Origin of the sequence: Winogradskyella sp. A2, from assembly GCF_046762865.1 — a bacterium.
Classification (GTDB): domain Bacteria; phylum Bacteroidota; class Bacteroidia; order Flavobacteriales; family Flavobacteriaceae; genus Winogradskyella.
Window position 1 is genome coordinate 189400 of the sequence record NZ_JBKQXM010000002.1, and the last position, 20000, is coordinate 209399.

Here is a 20000-nt window from a genome sequence, read left to right on the forward strand (position 1 = left end):
ACTTACATTTAAAATTAATGTTGGATTTAAAATTACTTTTGTTGGCTTGTGTATATTATATCTTAACACAAAAAAAAAGAAAATAGCCAAGAATATACTACTTGTTGCATACCCAACAAGGATTGTGGAAACTGTTATCGCTAAAAGATAAGTTAAAAAGTCGTTGTGATTAATGATATTAACTATTTTACTTAGTACATTCATAAAAATAGTCTAAGTACTTTTTATTGATTATTTCCCAGTTATATTTCAGTTCAATTTCTTTATAGCAATTATCTACCTTATCATATTCATCCTTTTTAGATAGGGTTAGGAGGTGTTTTTTAACGTCCAATGCTGAAGAAAAATAATAAGCATTATCCTTTAAAATAGATTTATTAAACTCGTTCTCATTGGCAATTATTAATGTCTTTGACGCCATTGCCTCAAGTAGAGAAGGGTTAGTTCCTCCAACTGAGTGACCATGAAAATAAAGATTAGAGTAATACCTCAAATTATTTAAAATATTTAAATCATAAATTCCCCCTACGAAATTTATATTCTTCTGGTCCTTAAATTTTTCCTTTAAATATTTCCCAAATTTATTCACGTCATATTTACCAACAACCACAAACGGAACATCGTCATTGGCAAGTTTCACCCCATCCAATATAAACTCAATATTATTCTCGGGTTCTAATCTAGCTATTAACATATTATACGAAAATGGCTTTAAATCAAATGAACTCAAGCAATTAGAATTTGGTGTATTAAATTGTTCTGCCCCATAAGCAATGTATTTAGACTCTATTTTATAACTGTTTTTTAAATAGCTCTGTATTCCAATAGAGTCTGAAATAAGAAAATCACTATATTTTACACCAAGACGCTCAGCATATTTAAGAAATCTTTGAACTTTTTTTGAATACTTGGATCGTTTCCACTCCAAGCCATCCATATTGGTTATAATAATTGGCTTTTTAGGTAATATCCTGTGCCAAATTGTGCTACTAGTATAACCTAACTGAAGTATGATATCAAAATCTCTTTTTCTAGAGTCTAGGATACAATTAAAGTCGTATATAAACTGTCCGGCTGTACCTATTTTATCTTCAGGGTCAAAACAATGAACAATATTAACCCCATTAAACTGCTTTTTTTGGTAGGGATGATTACTGGAGTTATAAACAAAAACCTCGTGCTTATTTTGAACAAGAAAAACAGAAAAGAACTCAACAAATTGTTCAAATCCTCCATGATAATTGGGAATACCTCTAGTTCCAAGAATTGCTATTTTCAATTTATCCCTTGTCATTCAAAACTAAATTTATCAAACCGTTTGCTGTATTTTCCCAGTTGTATTTCTTTCTGATTTCATCTGAGATTTTTTTTAAAAAAACGGGGGCGTGTTCTTTATTAATTGATTCTTTAATCTTTGTTTTTATTGTTTCCTCATTTCTTGCGTCGAACAAGTTATCCTCAAAAAAACTAAAATCTTTCATTGCAGAAGAATTAGAACAAATTGTTGGGGTTTGTAAAGCTCCACTCTCTATTGGTGGAATACCAAACCCTTCACAAAGAGAAGGGAAAACGGCAAGTTTTGCTGCATTATAAAAAACAACTAAATCTTCGTTAGAAACGTTATTGAACTCAAGAACACTTCCTTTCGATTCAAAATTAACCTTCTCAATTAAATGATCCAATCTGTCATCCTTAAAACTTTTTTTGCCAATTAAAACCAAACAAATATTATTTTGCCAAAGTTTTAGTTTTTGATAAGCCTTAATCAGTCTAAAATGATTTTTTCTTGGTTCAATTCTACTCACGTAAATAATGAATTCATCAATACCATATTTCTCCTTAATATAATCCTTATCATCACTTTTATTACGTAAAGCTTTAAAATTGTCACCTATTGCATTCGGTAAAACAGTTATTTTTTTATTTCCCAAATTAAAATTTTTCTTAATTCTGTCTGCAGAATACTTTGACACGGTAGTTAAAATATCGGCTTTTTGAGCCGATCTTTTAAATAAAAAACTATTTATTATTCTATACTTAATTGGAAAATATCTTGGAAAGTCAATAAAGAGTACATCGTGAATTGTAACTATATATTTACATTTTTTATTCAAAAAAAAAGGTAAATAATAATTAAAATGTATATAGTCAAACCTATACATGGTTATGATTTTAGGAAGTTCATAGAGCAACCTGATATATTTATTTCTATATTTTAATTTAATAAACTTAAAATTTGACTGGTCTTTAAATTCTTTTTTTAAATTATCGATATTATTTGCAGCAAGGTAAATCTCTAAATTATTTGAATTATTAATTGTGACAGTGCTATAAATCCCCTTTAAAAAAGTTCTTATTCCTTGATGATTTTCGTCAAATGTATGTGCGTCTACTAGTAATCTTACAGGCATCAATTTATTTTTTAATAACTGAATGGTATTATATTATTTTTAAATTTATATTTTGAAGCAACTAAAGCACCGTACAAAAAAATAGAAAATTCTCCAGGTCTAAAAATACCATTAATAACAAAACTGTTGACGAGTATATATAAACTTGACGCAATGATGAGTTTATGCATAAGGGAAATGTTCTTATCTTCATTTAAAATCTTTTGATGGATAGCAAATATGTGAAAAATAAAAAAAACATAGCACACCAAGCCCAAAACTCCTGTTTTAAATAAAATATTAATAAATCCATTGTGAATTGAAGGTACCTTGGTAAACTTTTTACCATCTAAATTTACATAAGTATCTAACTCAATCTGAGAGCCAAATCCCATACCGATAACCCAGGCTTTGAATCCATTGCTATTAACTTGATCAATTGCTTTGACTGCTTCATAAGCTCTCCAGTGCTCCCATAGCGCCCTTCTGTCTTTTAAAATATTTTCGGCATCAATTGGTTCAAATAACTCTGTAAGACTATTCTGGGTTTTATATATAAATGCTTTTAGCCCTTTTGAATCTCTGTTGGTTTCAATATTTGTAACTATAAATCCAAACATCGCCCCGACAAAAGCAAAAATAAAAATGGCTTTAACGAATCGCTTATTCAAAAATAAATATCCTTTGTACCCCAAAAAGTATATAAATAAAATTATAAACATAGTCCTTGATAAATAAAGTACAAAGGAAGCTAATAAGACAAAAATGATTAGCTTTCTATACCTACTAAATAAAGTGACGTATGGGGTGAAAAAAAGAAATACGAGGGCTATTGCCTCTATGTGATTTTGTTTGCCTCCTAAGTTTCTTAAATAAATATAAGAGTCTATATTATTAATATTAATTATTATTTTATATAAATGATTAACAGCAAATAATAATGCTACAAAAACGAGAGCATTGAAAACAAAATTTTGGGACTTTATTCTTTTAACAGAAAAATAAGTTGCTGTTAATACAGTTACTGGTCTAAAAAAGTAAATATTGTCCTTAAGAAATTCATAAAATGGGTGTTTTAATTCGTAGCTCGAGACTATTCCTATAAAAACAATACATAAAAGCAACAGGGACGATATAAGTATGTTAAAAGAAATGGATTTTGTGATAGATATTAATAATACCAAAACCGAGACCACAAATGATAATTCAATTGAGTAAAAAGACAAAACGAATAATAAAAGTAATAATCCTGCTTTAAGAATTAACTGAGGCATTTTCTATTTTTTTTATTAATATCTTTGAGACCCTTAAGTTAATTTTTTTGAATCCATGAGAATTTCTCACAAAAATAAGTTTATATTTTTTAGCAACCCCAAAACTGGTTCTGAAAGTTTAAGGGAAATGTTAACGCCTTACTCAGATGTTTTAGATGTTCCATTTAGAGAAGTTACCGAGCAAACTCCTTTTTATTCACATATCAGTCCTTTAGAGGTTAAAGAGAAATTTGGTGAAATGGGTTATAATTTTGATGCTTATTTCAAAATTGTATGTGTAAGAAACCCTTTTAATAGATTAGTGTCATTATATGAAATGATTTTTAGAAAGTGGCCAATTAAACCACCTTTTGGTTTATGGCTTAAATCTACGAAAACTATGGGAAAAGGCGGTGGAGGTAAAAACTATGATCGATGGAGAATGTATGGTACTTATTCTCTTAAAAATTACATAAGTGATGCACAGGGTAATATTCTTGTAGATAAAATTATATGTCTAGAACATTTTAACGAAGAAATACCTAAACTGTTTAAAACACTAGATATTGACTTACCGCCCGAATTTAAAGTAATCAAAAAAAACATTAGGAAGAGGAAAAAAAATGTTCCAGATTATTATTCTGAAAAATCAAAAGAACTCGTTTTTAAACGCTATAAATGGGAAATTGAAAAGTTTAATTATAAGTTTCCTGAGTAGCAACTATCAAATCCATTTTTCTTTAAAATTAATCCCAGTTAGTTTACTTAATTTTTGTATGTCATCTTCAAATTTCAAATTCAAACGTTGTTTTAGCACTGGATTAAGCTTTTCTATTTCTTTAGAATTATCGTTAAAAAAATACGCTTTTAAAGTATCTATTCGTTCTTGACTCACTACATTCTTTATAACACCTTTTATTTTGTTTTGCCTGAGAAAATTCAGAATAGCCTTTTTCTTGACAGGTTTTATTTTATTACTCTCAACAGTGTCATTAAAAACGGAATCTGAAACTTCTGTGCCTAAAAAATTAATCAAACTCATTATTTCTGATTCTAAATTATTTGTCCAATCTTCATAAATTAGAACTTTGATTTGATCTTCAGGAAAAACATCATAATAGGCTTTAACTTGATTATAATACAACCCCATTTTTAGATATTCATTACAACTGCCCCAAACAGGATTTTTAGGAGCTTCTAATGCCAATTCGAATGATTTTTTATTATCAACACCAGTATAATAGTTCATAATATAATGACTATAAGCTCTATCTACTGGATGCCTTAAGCTAATAATTATTTTTGCTTTCGGATTATGTAAGAATAACTTTTGAGCAACATTTGTGTCCCAAATGTATGAAGGAGAAGTATCTCCTTTTAATTGGTTTTCTGAAGCATCAATGTATAAATCATTATACACATCAATATCATTAATAATTTTTGCGTGGTGTTTTTCACCTTTAACTGGTGTTTTATAATCTTCTGCTTTTGGAGAATGTACATCTGAAAAAAAGTTAGGCTCTTTTACACTAGGTAGAAATATACCTTCACAATTTTTTAGAAGATTATATAGGGAAGTTGTACCACATCTGGCCGCCCCAACTAAAAAAAAATCTATGATGTTGTTTTTCATTTTCATTCAAATACGAGCTAAAACGGATTATAATATGAAATAATTTGCAATTTGGTTTTAAGATATATCACACATCCCAAATTCCAAAAGGCCATACTTACAACGGTTGCTATCGCGGCTCCTATCCCTCCATAAATGGGTGTTAAAATAATCGTCAATATTAGATTAATTATTAGTGCAGTAATTACAAAGTTTTGATACACCCTTTGTTTACCTATCATTTGTAAAATAATTCCAACGGAACCTGCAAAAGAATTAACAATTTGACCCGCACATAAGATGAATAATATGATTTGACCAGCTATAAATTCCTCCCCAAAAATAGACAATAAAAACTTGTTAAAAACTAAAATTCCCAAGAGAACAAATGAGCTAACCAAAAAATTTAATTTGGTTGAAAAACGAATAAGTTTTTTATAATTGTCTTCGTCTTTTTCGGCATAACTTTTAGCGATTTTTGGAGCCAGAATTGAATTAATAGCAAGCAAAGTAAAACTTGTGATTGTGGCTACTTTTATGCATACATTATAAATTCCAACATTGCTCTCCGATTCAAAAACACCCATTACAAATGTATCCATCCATCCTAAAAAAATTAATATTGAAGACGAAAGCATCATTGGCAGTGAATCTTTTAAAAAAGTCCAAGAGTTCGTTTTGGATTTAATTGAAATTGTCTTAAGGCCATTTGCGGTATGGATAATCGAAAGCACAGACGTAATTGCTATGCCACAAAAATGAGCTTTAGCTACAATAATAGGATCTGATGTAAAGCTTACTAAAACTAACAACACAATAAAGCTAAATAAGAATCGGCTCACCAGACTTATAAACGAAAACCACTTGATGTTCTTTTGAGCTCTTGAAACACTAGAACTAATCAAGGTGATCGACCAAAAAGGAATGCTTAACAAAATCCAATTCAAATAAGGGATAACCTCTGGTTTGGGAACTTTAAACAATTCGTTAGCAATTTGAAACCTAAGAAGGTAAATTACTATGCTGATTAGCCCAGAAATAAAAAAAGATTTAAGTAATGTCTTATAGAAAAGGCCTGTGTCATTTAAATTATCCTTAACTGAAAAAAACTTAACTAGATGGATATCGACTCCTAGGCGACCTACAACGCTTGCAATCATAAAAATTGAAATTGCAATTGAAAACAAACCGAAAATAGAAGCCCCAAAATTTTTCGTGATATAGGCTGTAAAAGCATAACTTATTACAATTCCAAAACCTCTAATTAATATATAAGAAAGACCTTTGCTTAATATTTCCTTAAAATCAGAATCACCAAGAATATGTTTAAATCGAGACGTTTTGAAGGTCATTTTTTTTGGGATATAATTAGTTTCTAATGTAAGAAAAATTAAAAACTATATCACTATCTCTGCAATTGATTTATAAGACTATTTTTTAATCTAATAGTAGGGTTGAGTTTTCCTTCAATTCGCTTGGTAATAAGTTTGTTACTAGTAGAGTCTCTTTCAATAAATTTATTAAACACTAAGTGTTTGTTAAAATCTTCTGGACTATTTAAATTAACTGTTTTATCTCCAAAAGAAATTAAAATACCGTTAATTATAACTTCTTTTTCAATTTTACTACCTAATTGAATAACGATTTGCTTGGATATATTGTCAGGGTCAAAATTAGCAACGATATAATCATCGTTACTGGATGGTTCAACATTTTCAGATATATGAATCTGTTTTTTTTGCAATTCATCAACCTCTATGTTATTCATCATTATCTTAAATTCATCAGCCTTATTTGTTCTAAAAATAAAATGTATTTTGAGACTTTTAGATTTCTTTTGTTCGGAATTTGTTTGTTGATTATTTCCCACACAACTAATAGTTGTCAATACCCATATTATTAAAATTGCATACTTAATTCTCAATTCTCTAATGTTGAAATTTTTAATTATACTATCATTCCTGCGGCTACAGTTTCGTTTGTAGTATCATCTATTAAAATAATACTTCCGGTGGTTCTATTCTCTCTATAAGGATCAACCATGACTGGTTTTGTCGTTCTAATCTTTACCTTGGATATATCGTTCATTTTCAATTCCTTATCTTCCCTATTCCTATCTAAAGTATTGATATCGTACTTGTAAATTACTTCCTTAATCATGGCTTTTTGATCATTTGAAGTATGCTTAATAGTATACTTTGCTCTAGGTTTAGCAGGATTGTTGTGTAACCAGCATAACATTACTTCAATATCCTGCGATGTTTCCGGTTGGTTTTTTGTTCTTACAATCATATCTCCTCTTCCAATATCAATGTCATCTTCAAGTGTTATAGAAACGGACATAGGAGCATATGCTTCCTCTAAAGAATTATCAAAGGTGTCTATTGTTTTAATTTTAGATGTAAAACCTGAAGGTAAGGCGGTTACTTCATCACCTACGCGCACAATCCCACTAGCCACTCTTCCTGCATACCCTCTATAGTCTCTATACTCATCACTCTGTGGCCTTAGCACCGTTTGTACAGGAAACCTTGTATCTACTTTATTAATATCACTACTAATATGCATTGTTTCTAAGGTGTGTAGTAACGGAGCCCCTTGATACCATTCCATATTTTCAGAACGGTTTACAACATTATCCCCATTCAATGCACTAATAGGTATAAATCTAACATCTTTTACGAGCATTTTAGAAGAAAACTCTTCAAACTGATCTATTACCTTATTGTAAGCTTCCTCTGCATAATCCACTAGGTCCATTTTATTGATACATACAATAACGTGTGGAATCTGCAATAAAGACGCAATGAACGAATGTCTTTTGGTTTGTTCAATTACTCCGTGCCTAGCATCTACCAATATTATTGCCGCATTTGCTGTAGAAGCACCGGTAACCATATTTCTAGTGTACTGGATATGACCTGGAGTATCAGCAATAATAAACTTTCGTTTTGGTGTAGTAAAATACCTGTATGCTACATCAATAGTAATTCCTTGTTCTCTTTCGTCTCTTAAACCATCGGTGAAAAGAGCAAGGTCCACACCGTCATGTCCCTTTCTTTTACTAGTGTTTTCTATGGCTTGTAATTGGTCTTCAAAAATAGATTTTGAATCGTATAATAAACGCCCTATTAAAGTGCTTTTTCCATCGTCTACACTACCCGCAGTAGTAAATCTTAATAATTGATTGTTATCTAACATGTAGTTTTATTTAAAAATATCCTTGGCGTTTTCTATCTTCCATTGCTGATTCCGAACGTTTATCATCACTACGATTTCCGCGTTCAGTCTTTCTCATTCCCGAAACTTCATCGGCAATTTTTTCTAAAGTGTCTGCATCAGATTCAATACCTCCTGTAATTGTAATATCACCAAGGGTTCTAAATCGTATTTTTTTTGTTACAATTTCTTCGTGGTCTTCTAAAACTAAATATTCAGAATTTGGAATCCAACTATCTTGACGCCACACCACTTCTCTTTCATGAGCAAAATAAAGCGATGGAATAGCGATGCTCTCTCTTTTTATATAATTCCAAACATCCATTTCAGTCCAATTACTAATTGGAAATGCCCTAAAATGTTCACCCTCAAAATGTTTTCCATTAAATATATTCCAAAGCTCTGGACGTTGATTTTTAGGATCCCATTGTCCAAAATCATCTCTGTGTGAAAAAAATCGTTCTTTTGCGCGAGCCTTTTCTTCATCTCTTCTCCCTCCGCCTATTGCACAATCAATTTTGTTATATTCTATAGCATCTAAAAGTGTTGTAATCTGCAATGCATTTCTAGTTGCATTTTTTCCTTTTTCTTCAGCAACCCTTCCTTGATCAATTGATTCTTGCACTAATCCTACGATAAGCTGAACCCCTAGCTCTTTAATAGTATCATCTCTAAACTTTATTGTTTCGGGAAAATTATGCCCTGTATCAACATGCATAAGTGGGAACGGAATCTTTGAAGGATGAAATGCTTTTTTTGCCAAATGTGCAACTACTATTGAATCCTTACCTCCTGAAAACAAAATTACAGGATTGTCAAATTGAGCCCATACCTCTCTAAGGACAAAAATCGCTTCGCTTTCTAATTCATCCAAATAATTTAAATAATACTTACTCATTTTTGAGATTTAGTTTAGGTTTTATAAAATCAACAATTCTTTTTACAGAATCTTCAATATTTTCTTTTTCAGTATTTATTTCTAATTCAGGATTTTCAGGCGCCTCATATGGCGCTGAAATTCCAGTCATATTCTTTATCTCGCCTCGCCTCGCCTTCTTGTAAAGTCCTTTAACATCTCTACGCTCACACTCTTCAAGACTGGTATTGATATAAATTTCGACAAAGTTAACATCTTTAACGATAGTTCTAATGTTCTCTCTATCTTTTTTATACGGGGAAACAAATGCTGCCAATACTACCAATCCCGCGTCTAACATTAGGTTTGCAACTTCTGCGATACGCCTTATATTCTCTGTCCTATCTTCAGCTGAAAAGGTAAGATCATTGTTGATTCCTTTTCTAATATTGTCTCCGTCTAAAGAGTAGGTTTTAACCCCCTTATTAAACAATGCATGTTCAACCAAATTTGCTATGGTAGATTTACCTGAACCCGATAGACCCGTAAACCAAAGCAAAAGCGACTTATGATTGTTGTTTTTGATTCTATCTTCACGTGATATATTGTAATTATGTTCAACAATGTTATCTGACATATCATTTCTTTTTTCCAAGAAGGTAATTTCTTATTTTACCCAAAGGTATTTTAAGCCAAAGCCTTTCGTGTAAATAGTAAAGCACAAATTTCGTGAATAATTCCGTAAGGGCAATATATAGTGCAATTTCATCATAAGCATTTAAGACTGCTCCAGATATCAAAAATGTCATCGTTGTTGCAATAACACGCCACGAAATTGTTTTAAAAAGAGTTTCTCTTTTGGTTACAACACCATCACTCAACGCTCTTTGCCAAATACGTTCGTGTACATAATAAACTAAGAGCTTTAATGCAAATTCAATTAAGCCTATTTTTATTGCGTGATCTATGCTACACTGGCCTTTGAGGCAAGTAATGAGAAGCACAATGAAAATAGTGTCTGCCGTAGCAATTATTCTCCAAGAAATACCTTTTAGAAGGCTTCTAATATGTGACTCTTTTTTGTAGGTTGACATTCTAGTTTTATTCCTTGGAAACTATGAACCAGGGATTTAATAAATTTTCTTTATTATACATTAAGGGCTTATCTGTTTTCTTCGAAATTACATCTAGGCCAACAGCGTTACAAATTGCTTGGCCTGCTGCAGTATCCCATTCCATCGTAGGTGCAAATCTAGGATAAATATCCGCTTTGCCCTCAGCTACAATACAAAACTTTAATGAGCTCCCTTTTGAAACAATTTCTACCTCTTTGCCTGTGGATTTAATTTTTTCGACAAAATCAAGAGTTTCTTGACTCATGTGAGATCTACTTCCGACAACTTCTACCGATGATGATTGTTTTTTTGGTTTTATTGGTTTTGATATTTTCAAAACCTCTTTTATTGAAGTATCATGAGTACTAATTGACGATTTAAATGCAGATTTTTCTTTTACGTCGGCAAAATATATTGTCCTTAATGCAGGTACGTATATTACCCCAAGTTCCGGAACGCCGTCTTTGACTAAAGCTATATTCACTGTAAACTCCCCATTTCTTTTAATAAATTCTTTGGTGCCATCAACGGGATCTACAATCCAGCATTTGTCCCAATTTTTTCTTTCAGCGTATTCTATTTGTTTGTTTTCCTCGCTTATTATTGGAATCTCTGTTGGTTTCAGAAATGAAATTATAATGTCGTTAGCCCTTTTGTCCGCTTCCGTTAAAGGCGATTTGTCATCTTTATATTCCACTTCAATTATTGAGTCATAAACATCCATTATAGCTTTTCCAGCATTCAATGAGGCCTCTATGGCTATGTGAAGATTATTTTTATTCATTATATTTTGATATTGCGATTTTAAGGCTATCCCTCCAGTAAGGGACATCTATTTTTAATATATTTTTGATTTTGGTTTTATCTAAAATGCTAAAATGTGGACGTTTTGCAGGTGTTGGGTAGGCCTCAGTGGTGATGGCATAAACTTTAATCTTTGTATTACTTATTTCAAAAATTGCCTTTGCGAAATCATACCAGCTTGCCACTCCTTCATTACTATAATGATAAATGCCATAATCTGTATTATTTGTAGTTACTATTTTAAATATTACAGAAGCTAAATCTGTTGCATATGTAGGTGTTCCAATTTGGTCGGTAACAATGTCTAGTTCTTCCTTGTAATTAGCCAAACTTAACATAGTTTTCATGAAGTTTTTACCGTATTCTGAATAAAGCCACGATGTTCTTAAAATAAAGTACTTAGGGCTAATTCTTGCAATATGAAGTTCTCCTTCCAGCTTTGTGGAACCATACACGCTAATTGGTTTTGCCAAATCAGTCTCTTTGTAAGCTTTAGCGTTTGTTCCTTCGAAAACAAAATCCGTAGAAATATGAATTATCGTTGTATTTTCATTTTTACAGATCTCTGCTAAATTTTTAGCCCCAATAGCATTTATTTTTTCTGCTCGTTCTCTTTCTTCTTCTGCCTTATCTACGGCGGTGTAAGCAGCACAATTAATACAATAATTTATATTGGGAAAACTATTGAAAAAAACCTGTATAGCTTTTTTATCTGTAATGTCTAGCTCCAAATAATCCGTATATATGAAATTCAGATTGTCATATTGACTTTCAAGATCTTTAATACTGCTAGCCAATTGACCATTGGCACCAGTTACCAATACATTTACCATAGTCTTGCGTTGTCAAATTTTGGCAAAAGTAGGTCTTTTTCAGATAATGAAAAATCATTTGAGGATAATTGCCAATCTATATTCAATACTGGATCATTATAGATAATACCTCCTTCAGACCCCTTGTTATAATAATTGTCGCATTTATAGGAAAATATAGCCGTCTCACTTAATACAATAAAACCATGTGCAAATCCTCTTGGAACAAATAACTGTTTTCTGTTTTCATCGGATAGTTCAACAGCCACATATTTTCCTAATGTATTGGAATTTTCTCGAATATCAACTGCTACGTCAAGCACTTTTCCCTTCACTACTCTCACCAATTTAGCTTGAGCATATTCTCCTAATTGAAAATGAAGACCCCTAAGCACACCTTTAGACGAAAACGATTCGTTGTCCTGTACAAAGTTGGTACTCGTATTTGTAAATCTATTGAACTGTTGTTGGTTGAAACTTTCGAAAAAATACCCTCTTTTATCTTGAAAAACTTTTGGTTGTATTATAAAGCAGCCTTTAAGTTTTGTTTCTGTTATGATCATTTTAATGTTCTAAAATGCTTAATAAATGTTTCCCATATCCACTTTTAATAAGAGGCTGTATCAATTTGTTCAGTTGTTCTTTATTGATATAGCCCATCTTGTATGCAACCTCTTCAATGGCTCCAATTTTTAGACCTTGTCTTTCTTCTATTACTTGAACAAACTGCGAGGCTTGCATGAGCGAATTGAAAGTACCTGTATCCAGCCAAGCGGTACCTTTATCCAATACACTTACTTTTAATTTGCCCTGTTTGAGATATTCTTTATTTACATCTGTAATTTCTAATTCTCCTCTAGGGCTTGGCTCAATGTTTTTTGCAATTTCCACAACAGAATTATCGTAAAAATATATCCCTGGAACTGCGAAATTTGATTTTGGTAAGCTAGGTTTTTCTTCCAATGAAATAACTTTTCCCAAACTATCAAATTCAACAACTCCATAACGTTCTGGATCATGCACATGATAGGCGTATATAACACCTCCGTCCGGATTGTTGTTATCTTCTAATAATTTTGCTAATCCCGTTCCATAAAAAATATTATCCCCCAATATTAATGCGACTTTATCATTTCCTATAAATTTTTCTCCAATAATAAAAGCTTCGGCCAATCCATTTGGTGCCTCTTGAACGGCATATTCAAAATTGCACCCAAACTTTTTACCATCTCCTAAAAGATGTTCAAACAGGGGTAAATCATGAGGCGTTGAAATAATTAAAATATCTTTTATTCCAGACCACATTAAAGTAGATAGTGGATAATAAATCATTGGTTTATCGTAAATAGGCATTAATTGCTTACTTACAGCCAGTGTCAAGGGGTGTAATCTGGTTCCTGATCCACCTGCAAGTATAATTCCCTTCATTTAACTATACTGCTTTAGATAATATTTTTGGTAATCTCCAGAAGTTACATTCATTAGCCAGTCTTCATTGGATAAATACCAATCTATTGTTTTGGATAGGCCTTCTTCAAAAGTAACCGATGGTTCCCATCCTAATTCAATTTTTATTTTAGAAGCATCTATTGCATATCTTAAATCATGCCCAGGACGATCCTTAACATATGTAATTAGCTTTTCGGAAGACTCTTTTTCTCTATTAATTTTTTCATCCATTTGTTCACAAAGTAATTTTACCAAATCGATATTTTTCCATTCATTGAATCCTCCAATATTGTAGGTTTCCTTGTTTTTTCCTTTATGGTAAATCAGGTCTATTGCTCTCGCGTGATCTAAAACATATAACCAGTCTCGAGTATAATTGCCATCTCCATAAACCGGTAATGGTTTGTTATTTAATATATTATTAATAAACAACGGAATCAGTTTCTCTGGAAATTGATTAGGCCCATAATTATTTGAGCAGTTTGAAATAACATAGGGTAATCCATAGGTTTCTCCATATGCTCTTACAAAATGATCTGAGCTTGCTTTAGACGCCGAATAAGGTGAGTTTGGATCGTAAGATGTGGTTTCTGTAAACAAACCCGACTCTCCCAAAGAACCATAAACTTCATCTGTACTTATATGGTAAAATAATTTATCTTCATAATCGTTGTCCCATGTGTTTTTAAATGCATTTAAAAGATTCATGGTTCCCAAAACGTTAGTTCGTACAAATGCCAATGGATCTGTAATAGATCTATCTACATGCGATTCTGCTGCTAAATGAATGACGCCATCAAATTCATGCCTACTAAAAATATTAATAATAAATTTTTCATCGTTAATATCTCCTTTAATAAAGTTATAATTTGGCCGTTCTTCTAAATCTTTGAGGTTTTCCAAATTTCCAGCGTACGTTAAAGCATCAAGGTTATAAATTTGATATTTTGGGTATTTTTCTACAAATAATCTTACTACATGTGACCCAATAAAACCAGCACCTCCAGTAATTAATATTTTCTTTCTGTAATTATTCATACTTTTTGATGAAGTGAAAAGTTCTAAACAATAAAAAGGTAATAATCATGAGGGCAAATACTGTAAGAGGAAATATAATAGAGTATTTTTTATAAATATCGGTATCTTCTGTTCCAACTTCTTCAAATCCTGAAAGTATGTCGTAAAAATCACTCTCCTCGATTAGTCTTTCATCCAAGCTTCTTATTGCGCTTCTTACCTTTAATTCTTCTTGAAAAAGTTCATATTCTCTAGTTATTGATCTTTCTTGAGTAATTGGAAATAATCCACCTTCACTCAAAGACAGCTGGTCTTTGTCCGATTCCTTTTCTAAAATATTTAAGTAAACCTTTTGCAGGCTGTCTACACGTCTAAGTTCTATTTGGTGATAGGATTTTCTAATTAAAACTGTCGAATCTCTAATTCTCTTTAACTTTTTTGAATAATCGTTTTCAAAAGTTTTTACAAAACCCTGTTCAAGACTTGGAAATATATCATGAGTGCTTGACGTTGCCTTTATTGAAAAAATAGAAGCAGCTAAAATATCTCTGTTATCAATGAATTCCTCATAGGTCACATCTGAAGCTAGTGTACTATCAATTGTTTTTATATAATTATCATATTGTTGCAATAAATCATTTTCTGTTTCCGGTCCGATTTCCATTTCAAAACCCTGAAGATGACTGGCGTTAATTGTATCAATTTCAAATATCTGTGATAATTCTTGGAAATTCTCTGCATCAATTAATGCGTTAAAATAATCCACATTATTTGCCAATTGATATTTTGAGTCAAAATATGGCCTAACCAGCATATCTGAAACATATGTAGGGTCGGAGAATTTTTCTGTTATAAAACCCAATATAGCAGCGGTAAATAAAATTATGGTGATAATTTTAAAGTTATTTACGATAGGTTTTAACGTGTAGATTAAAGCCTTAAATATTCCTTTTAAGGTTTTTCCAATGAAAGAAAATAGCTTTTCAAAAAGCCTGCCTATTGCATTAAAAAGCTGGCCTAAGTCCACTTCTTCGTTTTGTGAATTCTGTGGTAAATTCTCACTCATATTCTATGAATTAAATATTTGTTCTAAAATTTTATTTGTAATTACATATGTTGGCTTTACACCTGATGCTCCTAAACCGCCAGAAGCTAAAGTACTTCCTGTTTCTAAAGGGTTATCACTCGCATAATAAGCATATCTCACTTTAACACCCTCATTTATGTTGCCCCTTACTTTAGATGCTGCCTGAACAGCTTTCTGGTAGTGCGCGCCCTCCATTTCCAAGCCAATCACATTCCATGTAGAGTTTTTGAAAAATTTCAATATCTCTTTGTTTTGTAATGACGTACCTAAAACCGTAATCATTGTCCCCTCATACACATCAACGCCGCAATCTACTAAATCGTTTTTAGTTAGTTCATTTTTAAACGGATAATTATCTGCTGTCCCTTCAAAAATATGTGCTGAAGGAATCATAACATCGCCTTTGCCGCCATCTAAAATTCCTGCTTTACCCATGATTGAAATAGATTGCACATTTAAATGTACATTCTTTCCATTTACTTTTATTGGTTTCAGTAATTCATCCAGAGTTTCATATGCTTGTTCTCCAAATGCGTAATCCATCACAAAAATAACAGCTTTATTTTGTTTTTCTTTTTCAAGATAACTAAAATTTATTTTTGAAAAATCTATTTTATCTGTGTCAAAAATTTGTACATCGATATTTGTTCCGGATGAATCCTTGATATAAATCATACCATTATCTATGGCCATTTTTTCGACTTTATCACGCACTTTTTGATTTTTGACGTCACTCAATGATTTATAGACATCATAAATATCTTTTTTGCTTTCTGCGCCCTTAAGTGTTGCTGAAGTAAATAATGAATTCATTACACTGTGCATATTGGCACTAATGATATGAATTGGCCTTTCTAACAAGTTGTTTTGACTTAACGTCCTTTTTATCTCATCTGCCCAAATTTCACCATGTATATGATGCCCCAGTCGCTCTCTTAATACTGGGCTAAACGTTATCGTTCTTTTATTATTATTAATTTTTTCTTCAATTGCTAGTTTACCCAGCCAATAAATAATGTGTAAAAACCTTTCGGGTTGACCATCTATTGCAAATTTAGGATAAGCCACTGTTAATTCGTTAAAAGTTCTGCCCAAGATATTGGCTGTATGAGTAATGGCAATTTCTCGCTCCTTTTGAGAAAGCTTCTTATTGGATTTAACTGCTTTTTCTAACTTGTCCCAATCTCTAACCGTATCACCCCTTTCATTTATCATCACTCGCTTACTTATTTTATGTGATTCTACAAATAAAAAAGTTAAGTGTGTAAGTATATCATATATTTCAGATCGTCCTCTGGTAATCTCAATATTCATTTGTTCATTATCAATACGATAACAATTTCTTCTTCTCTTTTCAGGGATTATTGGTTTAAAATGTGAATTAGCATAGCCTTCGTCACTTGTTAAGTTGATAAACGAGCATTCTTCAATTCCTTGAGGTAATCGGTCTATAACATACAAAAGACCTTCAAGTTCAGCCTTTTCGTCAGCTATTGACCCATAAATTTCAGGTCTTAACAGTAGCAAGGCCTCTCTTAGCGTCTCACCAGAAACGCCCATTGGCTTGTAAAATCCTCTATTGAATAAATGGCGCATAGTAATGTACATGCGCTCAATCGCATTAGAACTTTCTTGAGCTCTCGTTCTTTTATGGTTTTTGTTATTACTCATTACTTAATTTAACCTGCAAATATAGCTTATTTAGTCAATTGAAGCTCATATAGTTTGTTTGCTATTTTACGATCATTAGAAAGTCTAGGGATTTTATTTTGTCCTCCAAGCTTACCGATAGACTTCATGTAGGATTGAAAACCATCTTTTTTTAACTTAGTTACCCTTAATGGTTTCAATACTTTACCCACAATTAAATCGTAATAATAGCTGTTTTGTTGTTGTAATGAATTGTCTAAAGCTTCAATAAATTTTAACTCGTCTTCAGGTGGATTCTCAAATTCTATAAACCACTCATGATAAGGCAGCCCCTTATCTGGGTTTATTTGTGGTGCCACAGTAAACTCATTAACTGAAATATTGGTGTTTTCTGTTGCTTCTTTAAGTGCCTGTTCAACTTCTTTACCAATGACATGTTCACCAAATGCCGATATAAAGTGTTTAATTCTACCGCTAACTATAACGCGATATGGTTTTAATGTTGTAAACTGAACTGTGTCTCCGATATTATAAGCCCATAATCCGGCCGTGGTAGAAATAATCATGACATAATTAACTCCAAGTTTTACATCTTTAATCGTAATTCTTTCAGGGTTTTCATGAAAAAACTTGTCGGCTTCAACAAATTCATAAAAAATGCCCGAATCTAATTGCAATAGCATTCCTTTTTCAGACTGTTTGTCTTGAAACGCAAAAAAACCTTCACTGGCTGGATACAATTCTATACTATCAACTTTTCGCCCTATTAAATTTTCAAACTTAGCTCTATAGGGCTCATAATTGACACCTCCAAAAATAAAAAGATTAAAATTTTTGAATATCTCTCCAACTTTCATATCCGTTTTATCGATAAGTCTTTCAAAATACATCTGTACCCAGGAAGGAATACCCGAAATAATCGTCATGTCTTCATTTATAGTTTCATCAACAATAGCTTCAACCTTTGTTTCCCAGTCCTCGATGCAATTGGTTTTTAATGAAGGCATTCTGTTTTTCTGTAAATATTTCGGGACATAATGGGCTACAATTCCTGAAAGCCTCCCTAATTTAATTCCGTTCTTTTCTTGCAGTATTGGACTTCCTTGCAAGAATATCATTTTACCATCAACAAACTTGGTATTACCTGTTTCGTGGATATACATTAAAATGGCATTCCTTGCCGCATTAACATGAGTTGGCATGCTTTCCTTAGTAATAGGGATATATTTAGCACCCGAAGTGGTGCCAGATGTTTTTGCAAAATACAAGGGTTTTCCCTTCCAAAGAACATTTTCTTCTCCATCCACAACCCTATCTACATATGGTCTTATATCTTCATATTCTCTTATTGGAACGTTTGATTGAAACTCCTTATATGTATTTATTTTGTCAAAGTTGTGATCCTTTCCAAAAGCTGTGCTTTTACCTATTTTAATGAGGTTTCGTAAAACTTTATTTTGTGTCTTTTCGGGGTTACTCGCCCATTTTTCAATGCGCTTTGCAACAAGACTGGCAAATGGTTTGGATAGTTTTTCTTTTATAGAAAACATTACTGAAAATCAATAAAATTAGTAGGATTAACCGGATAGCCCTTACTCCACAATTCAAAATGTAAGTGTGGCCCTGTACTTAATTCTCCTGTGTTACCAGACATGGCAATTACTTCACCAGCCTTAATTAAATCACCTTGAGATTTGGTAATCGCAGAATTGTGCTTATATACTGAAATTAACTCTTGATTGTGCTCCATAATAACAACATAACCCGTTTCTACTGTCCATTCTGCAAATATCACAGTACCATCTGCAACCGCTTTAACAGGTGTGTTCATTGCAACCACAACATCTACAGCATAATGTTTTTCCTTAATATTATAGCTCTCTGAAATGGTGCCATTTACTGGTGGAAATAGTACAAAATTAGAAGGGTCAATGGAAGTTTCGAATAAATTATATTTATCTTCCTTTTCTACTTTTGCCCTTAATATTGAATCTTCTTTGTTCTTTGCTACTTCTAAATAATCCAAGTCGTTCTTAGCAAGCTCCATTATAGAGTCTCTATTAAAATTGACTGATGCAATATCGCCAGTTAATACTTTTCTAATGGAGGAGTAATATTGTTTGTTTAGCTCAAGCTCTCTTACAAGTGAATCTGTTTTATAATTTAATAGTGACGCTTCTTTCTTTAATCTAGCCGAAGAATAACCGGGAATATATTCTCTTAGAGGTGTAAAAGCAATAAGCAAGGTAGTGAAGAACACCAATAAAATGGCTGAAATAGAAGTTAAAACAAACACATTTAGCCTTGTAAGTTTAATGGCAAAGCGTTCTTCAAAAGTATCTTCATTTAAAACCACCAAACGGTACTGATGAAGTAATTTTTTGGCTATTTTCTTTTCTTTTTTTTTCTTTTTTGCCATCAAAACAAAATTAGTTAAAATACTGAAATCTCATTGTTATTATGTGCTAAAGTTAGCCAAACAACGTAGTTATTTAAGTTTAATTATTAACTTTGTAGCCTAAATTAAGAATTATGAGTTTTGTTACAATACCTTTAGCTATTGGGTGGCCACAAGTGGTATTAATAGCAGTAGTAATTTTAATCCTATTTGGTGGGAGGAAAATTCCTGAATTAATGAGAGGGCTTGGTAGTGGACTGAAAGAGTTTAAGGATGCCAGCAAAGATGAATCTGCAAACGAGGATAAAGAGTAAATAATAAACCCTATAAAAAAGGCC

21 protein-coding genes are annotated in these 20000 nt (G+C 32.0%); 2 read left to right on the top strand and 19 right to left on the bottom strand.

All coding sequences use genetic code 11. The features are described 5' to 3' along the window. Window positions 1-187: 187 nt before the first annotated feature. The 3 genes from ACFWV9_RS04005 to ACFWV9_RS04015 are packed head-to-tail and all read right to left on the bottom strand — an operon-like array spanning window position 188 to window position 3664. Window positions 188-1294 (bottom strand): DUF1972 domain-containing protein, encoded by a 1107-nt coding sequence (locus tag ACFWV9_RS04005; RefSeq protein ID WP_411893950.1) that lies wholly within the window; start codon window positions 1292-1294, stop codon window positions 188-190. Beyond that, complete coding sequence (locus tag ACFWV9_RS04010; RefSeq protein ID WP_411893951.1) at window positions 1281-2411, bottom strand: glycosyltransferase family 4 protein; 1131 nt, start codon at window positions 2409-2411, stop codon at window positions 1281-1283. The genes ACFWV9_RS04005 and ACFWV9_RS04010 overlap by 14 nt, the downstream gene beginning before the upstream one ends. Before the next feature lie 11 nt (window positions 2412-2422). Next, window positions 2423-3664, bottom strand: coding sequence for an O-antigen ligase family protein (locus ACFWV9_RS04015; RefSeq protein WP_411893952.1), 1242 nt, complete (start codon window positions 3662-3664; stop codon window positions 2423-2425). Between the two features lie 55 nt (window positions 3665-3719). On the opposite strand from ACFWV9_RS04015, the gene ACFWV9_RS04020 reads away from it, so the two are divergent. Next, entirely contained in the window at window positions 3720-4361 is a 642-nt protein-coding gene (locus ACFWV9_RS04020) for a sulfotransferase family 2 domain-containing protein (protein ID WP_411893953.1), read from the top strand. Window positions 4362-4367: 6 nt separating this feature from the next. Here the strand turns inward: ACFWV9_RS04020 and ACFWV9_RS04025 are convergent, their stop codons facing one another. From ACFWV9_RS04025 to ACFWV9_RS04100, 16 genes are all read right to left on the bottom strand, one after another. After that, the gene (locus ACFWV9_RS04025; protein ID WP_411893954.1) at window positions 4368-5276 is read right to left on the bottom strand and encodes a sulfotransferase domain-containing protein; all 909 of its coding nucleotides are present in this window, start codon (window positions 5274-5276) and stop codon (window positions 4368-4370) included. A 17-nt stretch (window positions 5277-5293) separates the two neighbouring features. Continuing rightward, on the bottom strand, window positions 5294-6607 hold the full coding sequence (locus ACFWV9_RS04030) for a flippase (protein ID WP_411893955.1): 1314 nt from the start codon (window positions 6605-6607) through the stop codon (window positions 5294-5296). A gap of 53 nt (window positions 6608-6660) precedes the next feature. After that, on the bottom strand, window positions 6661-7125 hold the full coding sequence (locus tag ACFWV9_RS04035) for a hypothetical protein (protein ID WP_411893956.1): 465 nt from the start codon (window positions 7123-7125) through the stop codon (window positions 6661-6663). 77 nt (window positions 7126-7202) lie between these two features. Continuing rightward, the gene (gene cysN, locus ACFWV9_RS04040; RefSeq protein WP_411893957.1) at window positions 7203-8456 is read right to left on the bottom strand and encodes a sulfate adenylyltransferase subunit CysN; all 1254 of its coding nucleotides are present in this window, start codon (window positions 8454-8456) and stop codon (window positions 7203-7205) included. Window positions 8457-8466: 10 nt separating this feature from the next. After that, complete coding sequence (gene cysD / locus ACFWV9_RS04045; protein WP_411893958.1) at window positions 8467-9372, bottom strand: sulfate adenylyltransferase subunit CysD; 906 nt, start codon at window positions 9370-9372, stop codon at window positions 8467-8469. Then, window positions 9365-9967 (bottom strand): adenylyl-sulfate kinase, encoded by a 603-nt coding sequence (gene cysC / locus ACFWV9_RS04050; RefSeq protein WP_411893959.1) that lies wholly within the window; start codon window positions 9965-9967, stop codon window positions 9365-9367. The genes cysD and cysC overlap by 8 nt, the downstream gene beginning before the upstream one ends. 1 nt (window position 9968) lies before the next feature. Then, window positions 9969-10424, bottom strand: a complete 456-nt coding sequence (locus ACFWV9_RS04055; RefSeq protein WP_411893960.1) for a DUF2061 domain-containing protein — start codon at window positions 10422-10424, stop codon at window positions 9969-9971. Between the two features lie 7 nt (window positions 10425-10431). Then, entirely contained in the window at window positions 10432-11229 is a 798-nt protein-coding gene (gene cysQ, locus ACFWV9_RS04060; protein WP_411893961.1) for a 3'(2'),5'-bisphosphate nucleotidase CysQ, read from the bottom strand. Continuing rightward, entirely contained in the window at window positions 11222-12082 is an 861-nt protein-coding gene (gene rfbD / locus ACFWV9_RS04065) for a dTDP-4-dehydrorhamnose reductase (protein ID WP_411893962.1), read from the bottom strand. The genes cysQ and rfbD overlap by 8 nt, the downstream gene beginning before the upstream one ends. Then, a complete protein-coding gene (rfbC, locus tag ACFWV9_RS04070) occupies window positions 12076-12624 on the bottom strand; it encodes a dTDP-4-dehydrorhamnose 3,5-epimerase (protein ID WP_411893963.1) in 549 nt (182 codons plus the stop codon). Before rfbC ends, rfbD begins: the two co-directional genes overlap by 7 nt. 1 nt (window position 12625) lies before the next feature. After that, on the bottom strand, window positions 12626-13489 hold the full coding sequence (rfbA, locus tag ACFWV9_RS04075) for a glucose-1-phosphate thymidylyltransferase RfbA (RefSeq protein ID WP_411893964.1): 864 nt from the start codon (window positions 13487-13489) through the stop codon (window positions 12626-12628). Beyond that, window positions 13490-14548 carry a dTDP-glucose 4,6-dehydratase gene (rfbB, locus tag ACFWV9_RS04080; RefSeq protein ID WP_411893965.1) on the bottom strand — a complete coding sequence of 353 codons (1059 nt, stop codon included), beginning with the start codon at window positions 14546-14548 and terminating at the stop codon, window positions 13490-13492. Beyond that, window positions 14541-15593 carry a hypothetical protein gene (locus ACFWV9_RS04085; protein WP_411893966.1) on the bottom strand — a complete coding sequence of 351 codons (1053 nt, stop codon included), beginning with the start codon at window positions 15591-15593 and terminating at the stop codon, window positions 14541-14543. The genes rfbB and ACFWV9_RS04085 overlap by 8 nt, the downstream gene beginning before the upstream one ends. A gap of 3 nt (window positions 15594-15596) precedes the next feature. Beyond that, window positions 15597-17285, bottom strand: a complete 1689-nt coding sequence (locus ACFWV9_RS04090; protein ID WP_411893967.1) for a DUF6909 family protein — start codon at window positions 17283-17285, stop codon at window positions 15597-15599. Between the two features lie 26 nt (window positions 17286-17311). Next, window positions 17312-18814, bottom strand: coding sequence for a GH3 auxin-responsive promoter family protein (locus ACFWV9_RS04095; RefSeq protein ID WP_411893968.1), 1503 nt, complete (start codon window positions 18812-18814; stop codon window positions 17312-17314). Further along, the gene (locus tag ACFWV9_RS04100) at window positions 18814-19683 is read right to left on the bottom strand and encodes a M23 family metallopeptidase (protein ID WP_411893969.1); all 870 of its coding nucleotides are present in this window, start codon (window positions 19681-19683) and stop codon (window positions 18814-18816) included. Before ACFWV9_RS04100 ends, ACFWV9_RS04095 begins: the two co-directional genes overlap by 1 nt. Window positions 19684-19796: 113 nt before the next feature. Between ACFWV9_RS04100 and ACFWV9_RS04105 the strand changes: the two genes are divergently transcribed. Next, window positions 19797-19976: a twin-arginine translocase TatA/TatE family subunit gene (locus tag ACFWV9_RS04105; RefSeq protein WP_411893970.1), complete on the top strand. Its 180-nt coding sequence runs from the start codon at window positions 19797-19799 to the stop codon at window positions 19974-19976. The last annotated feature ends 24 nt before the right edge of the window (window positions 19977-20000 follow it).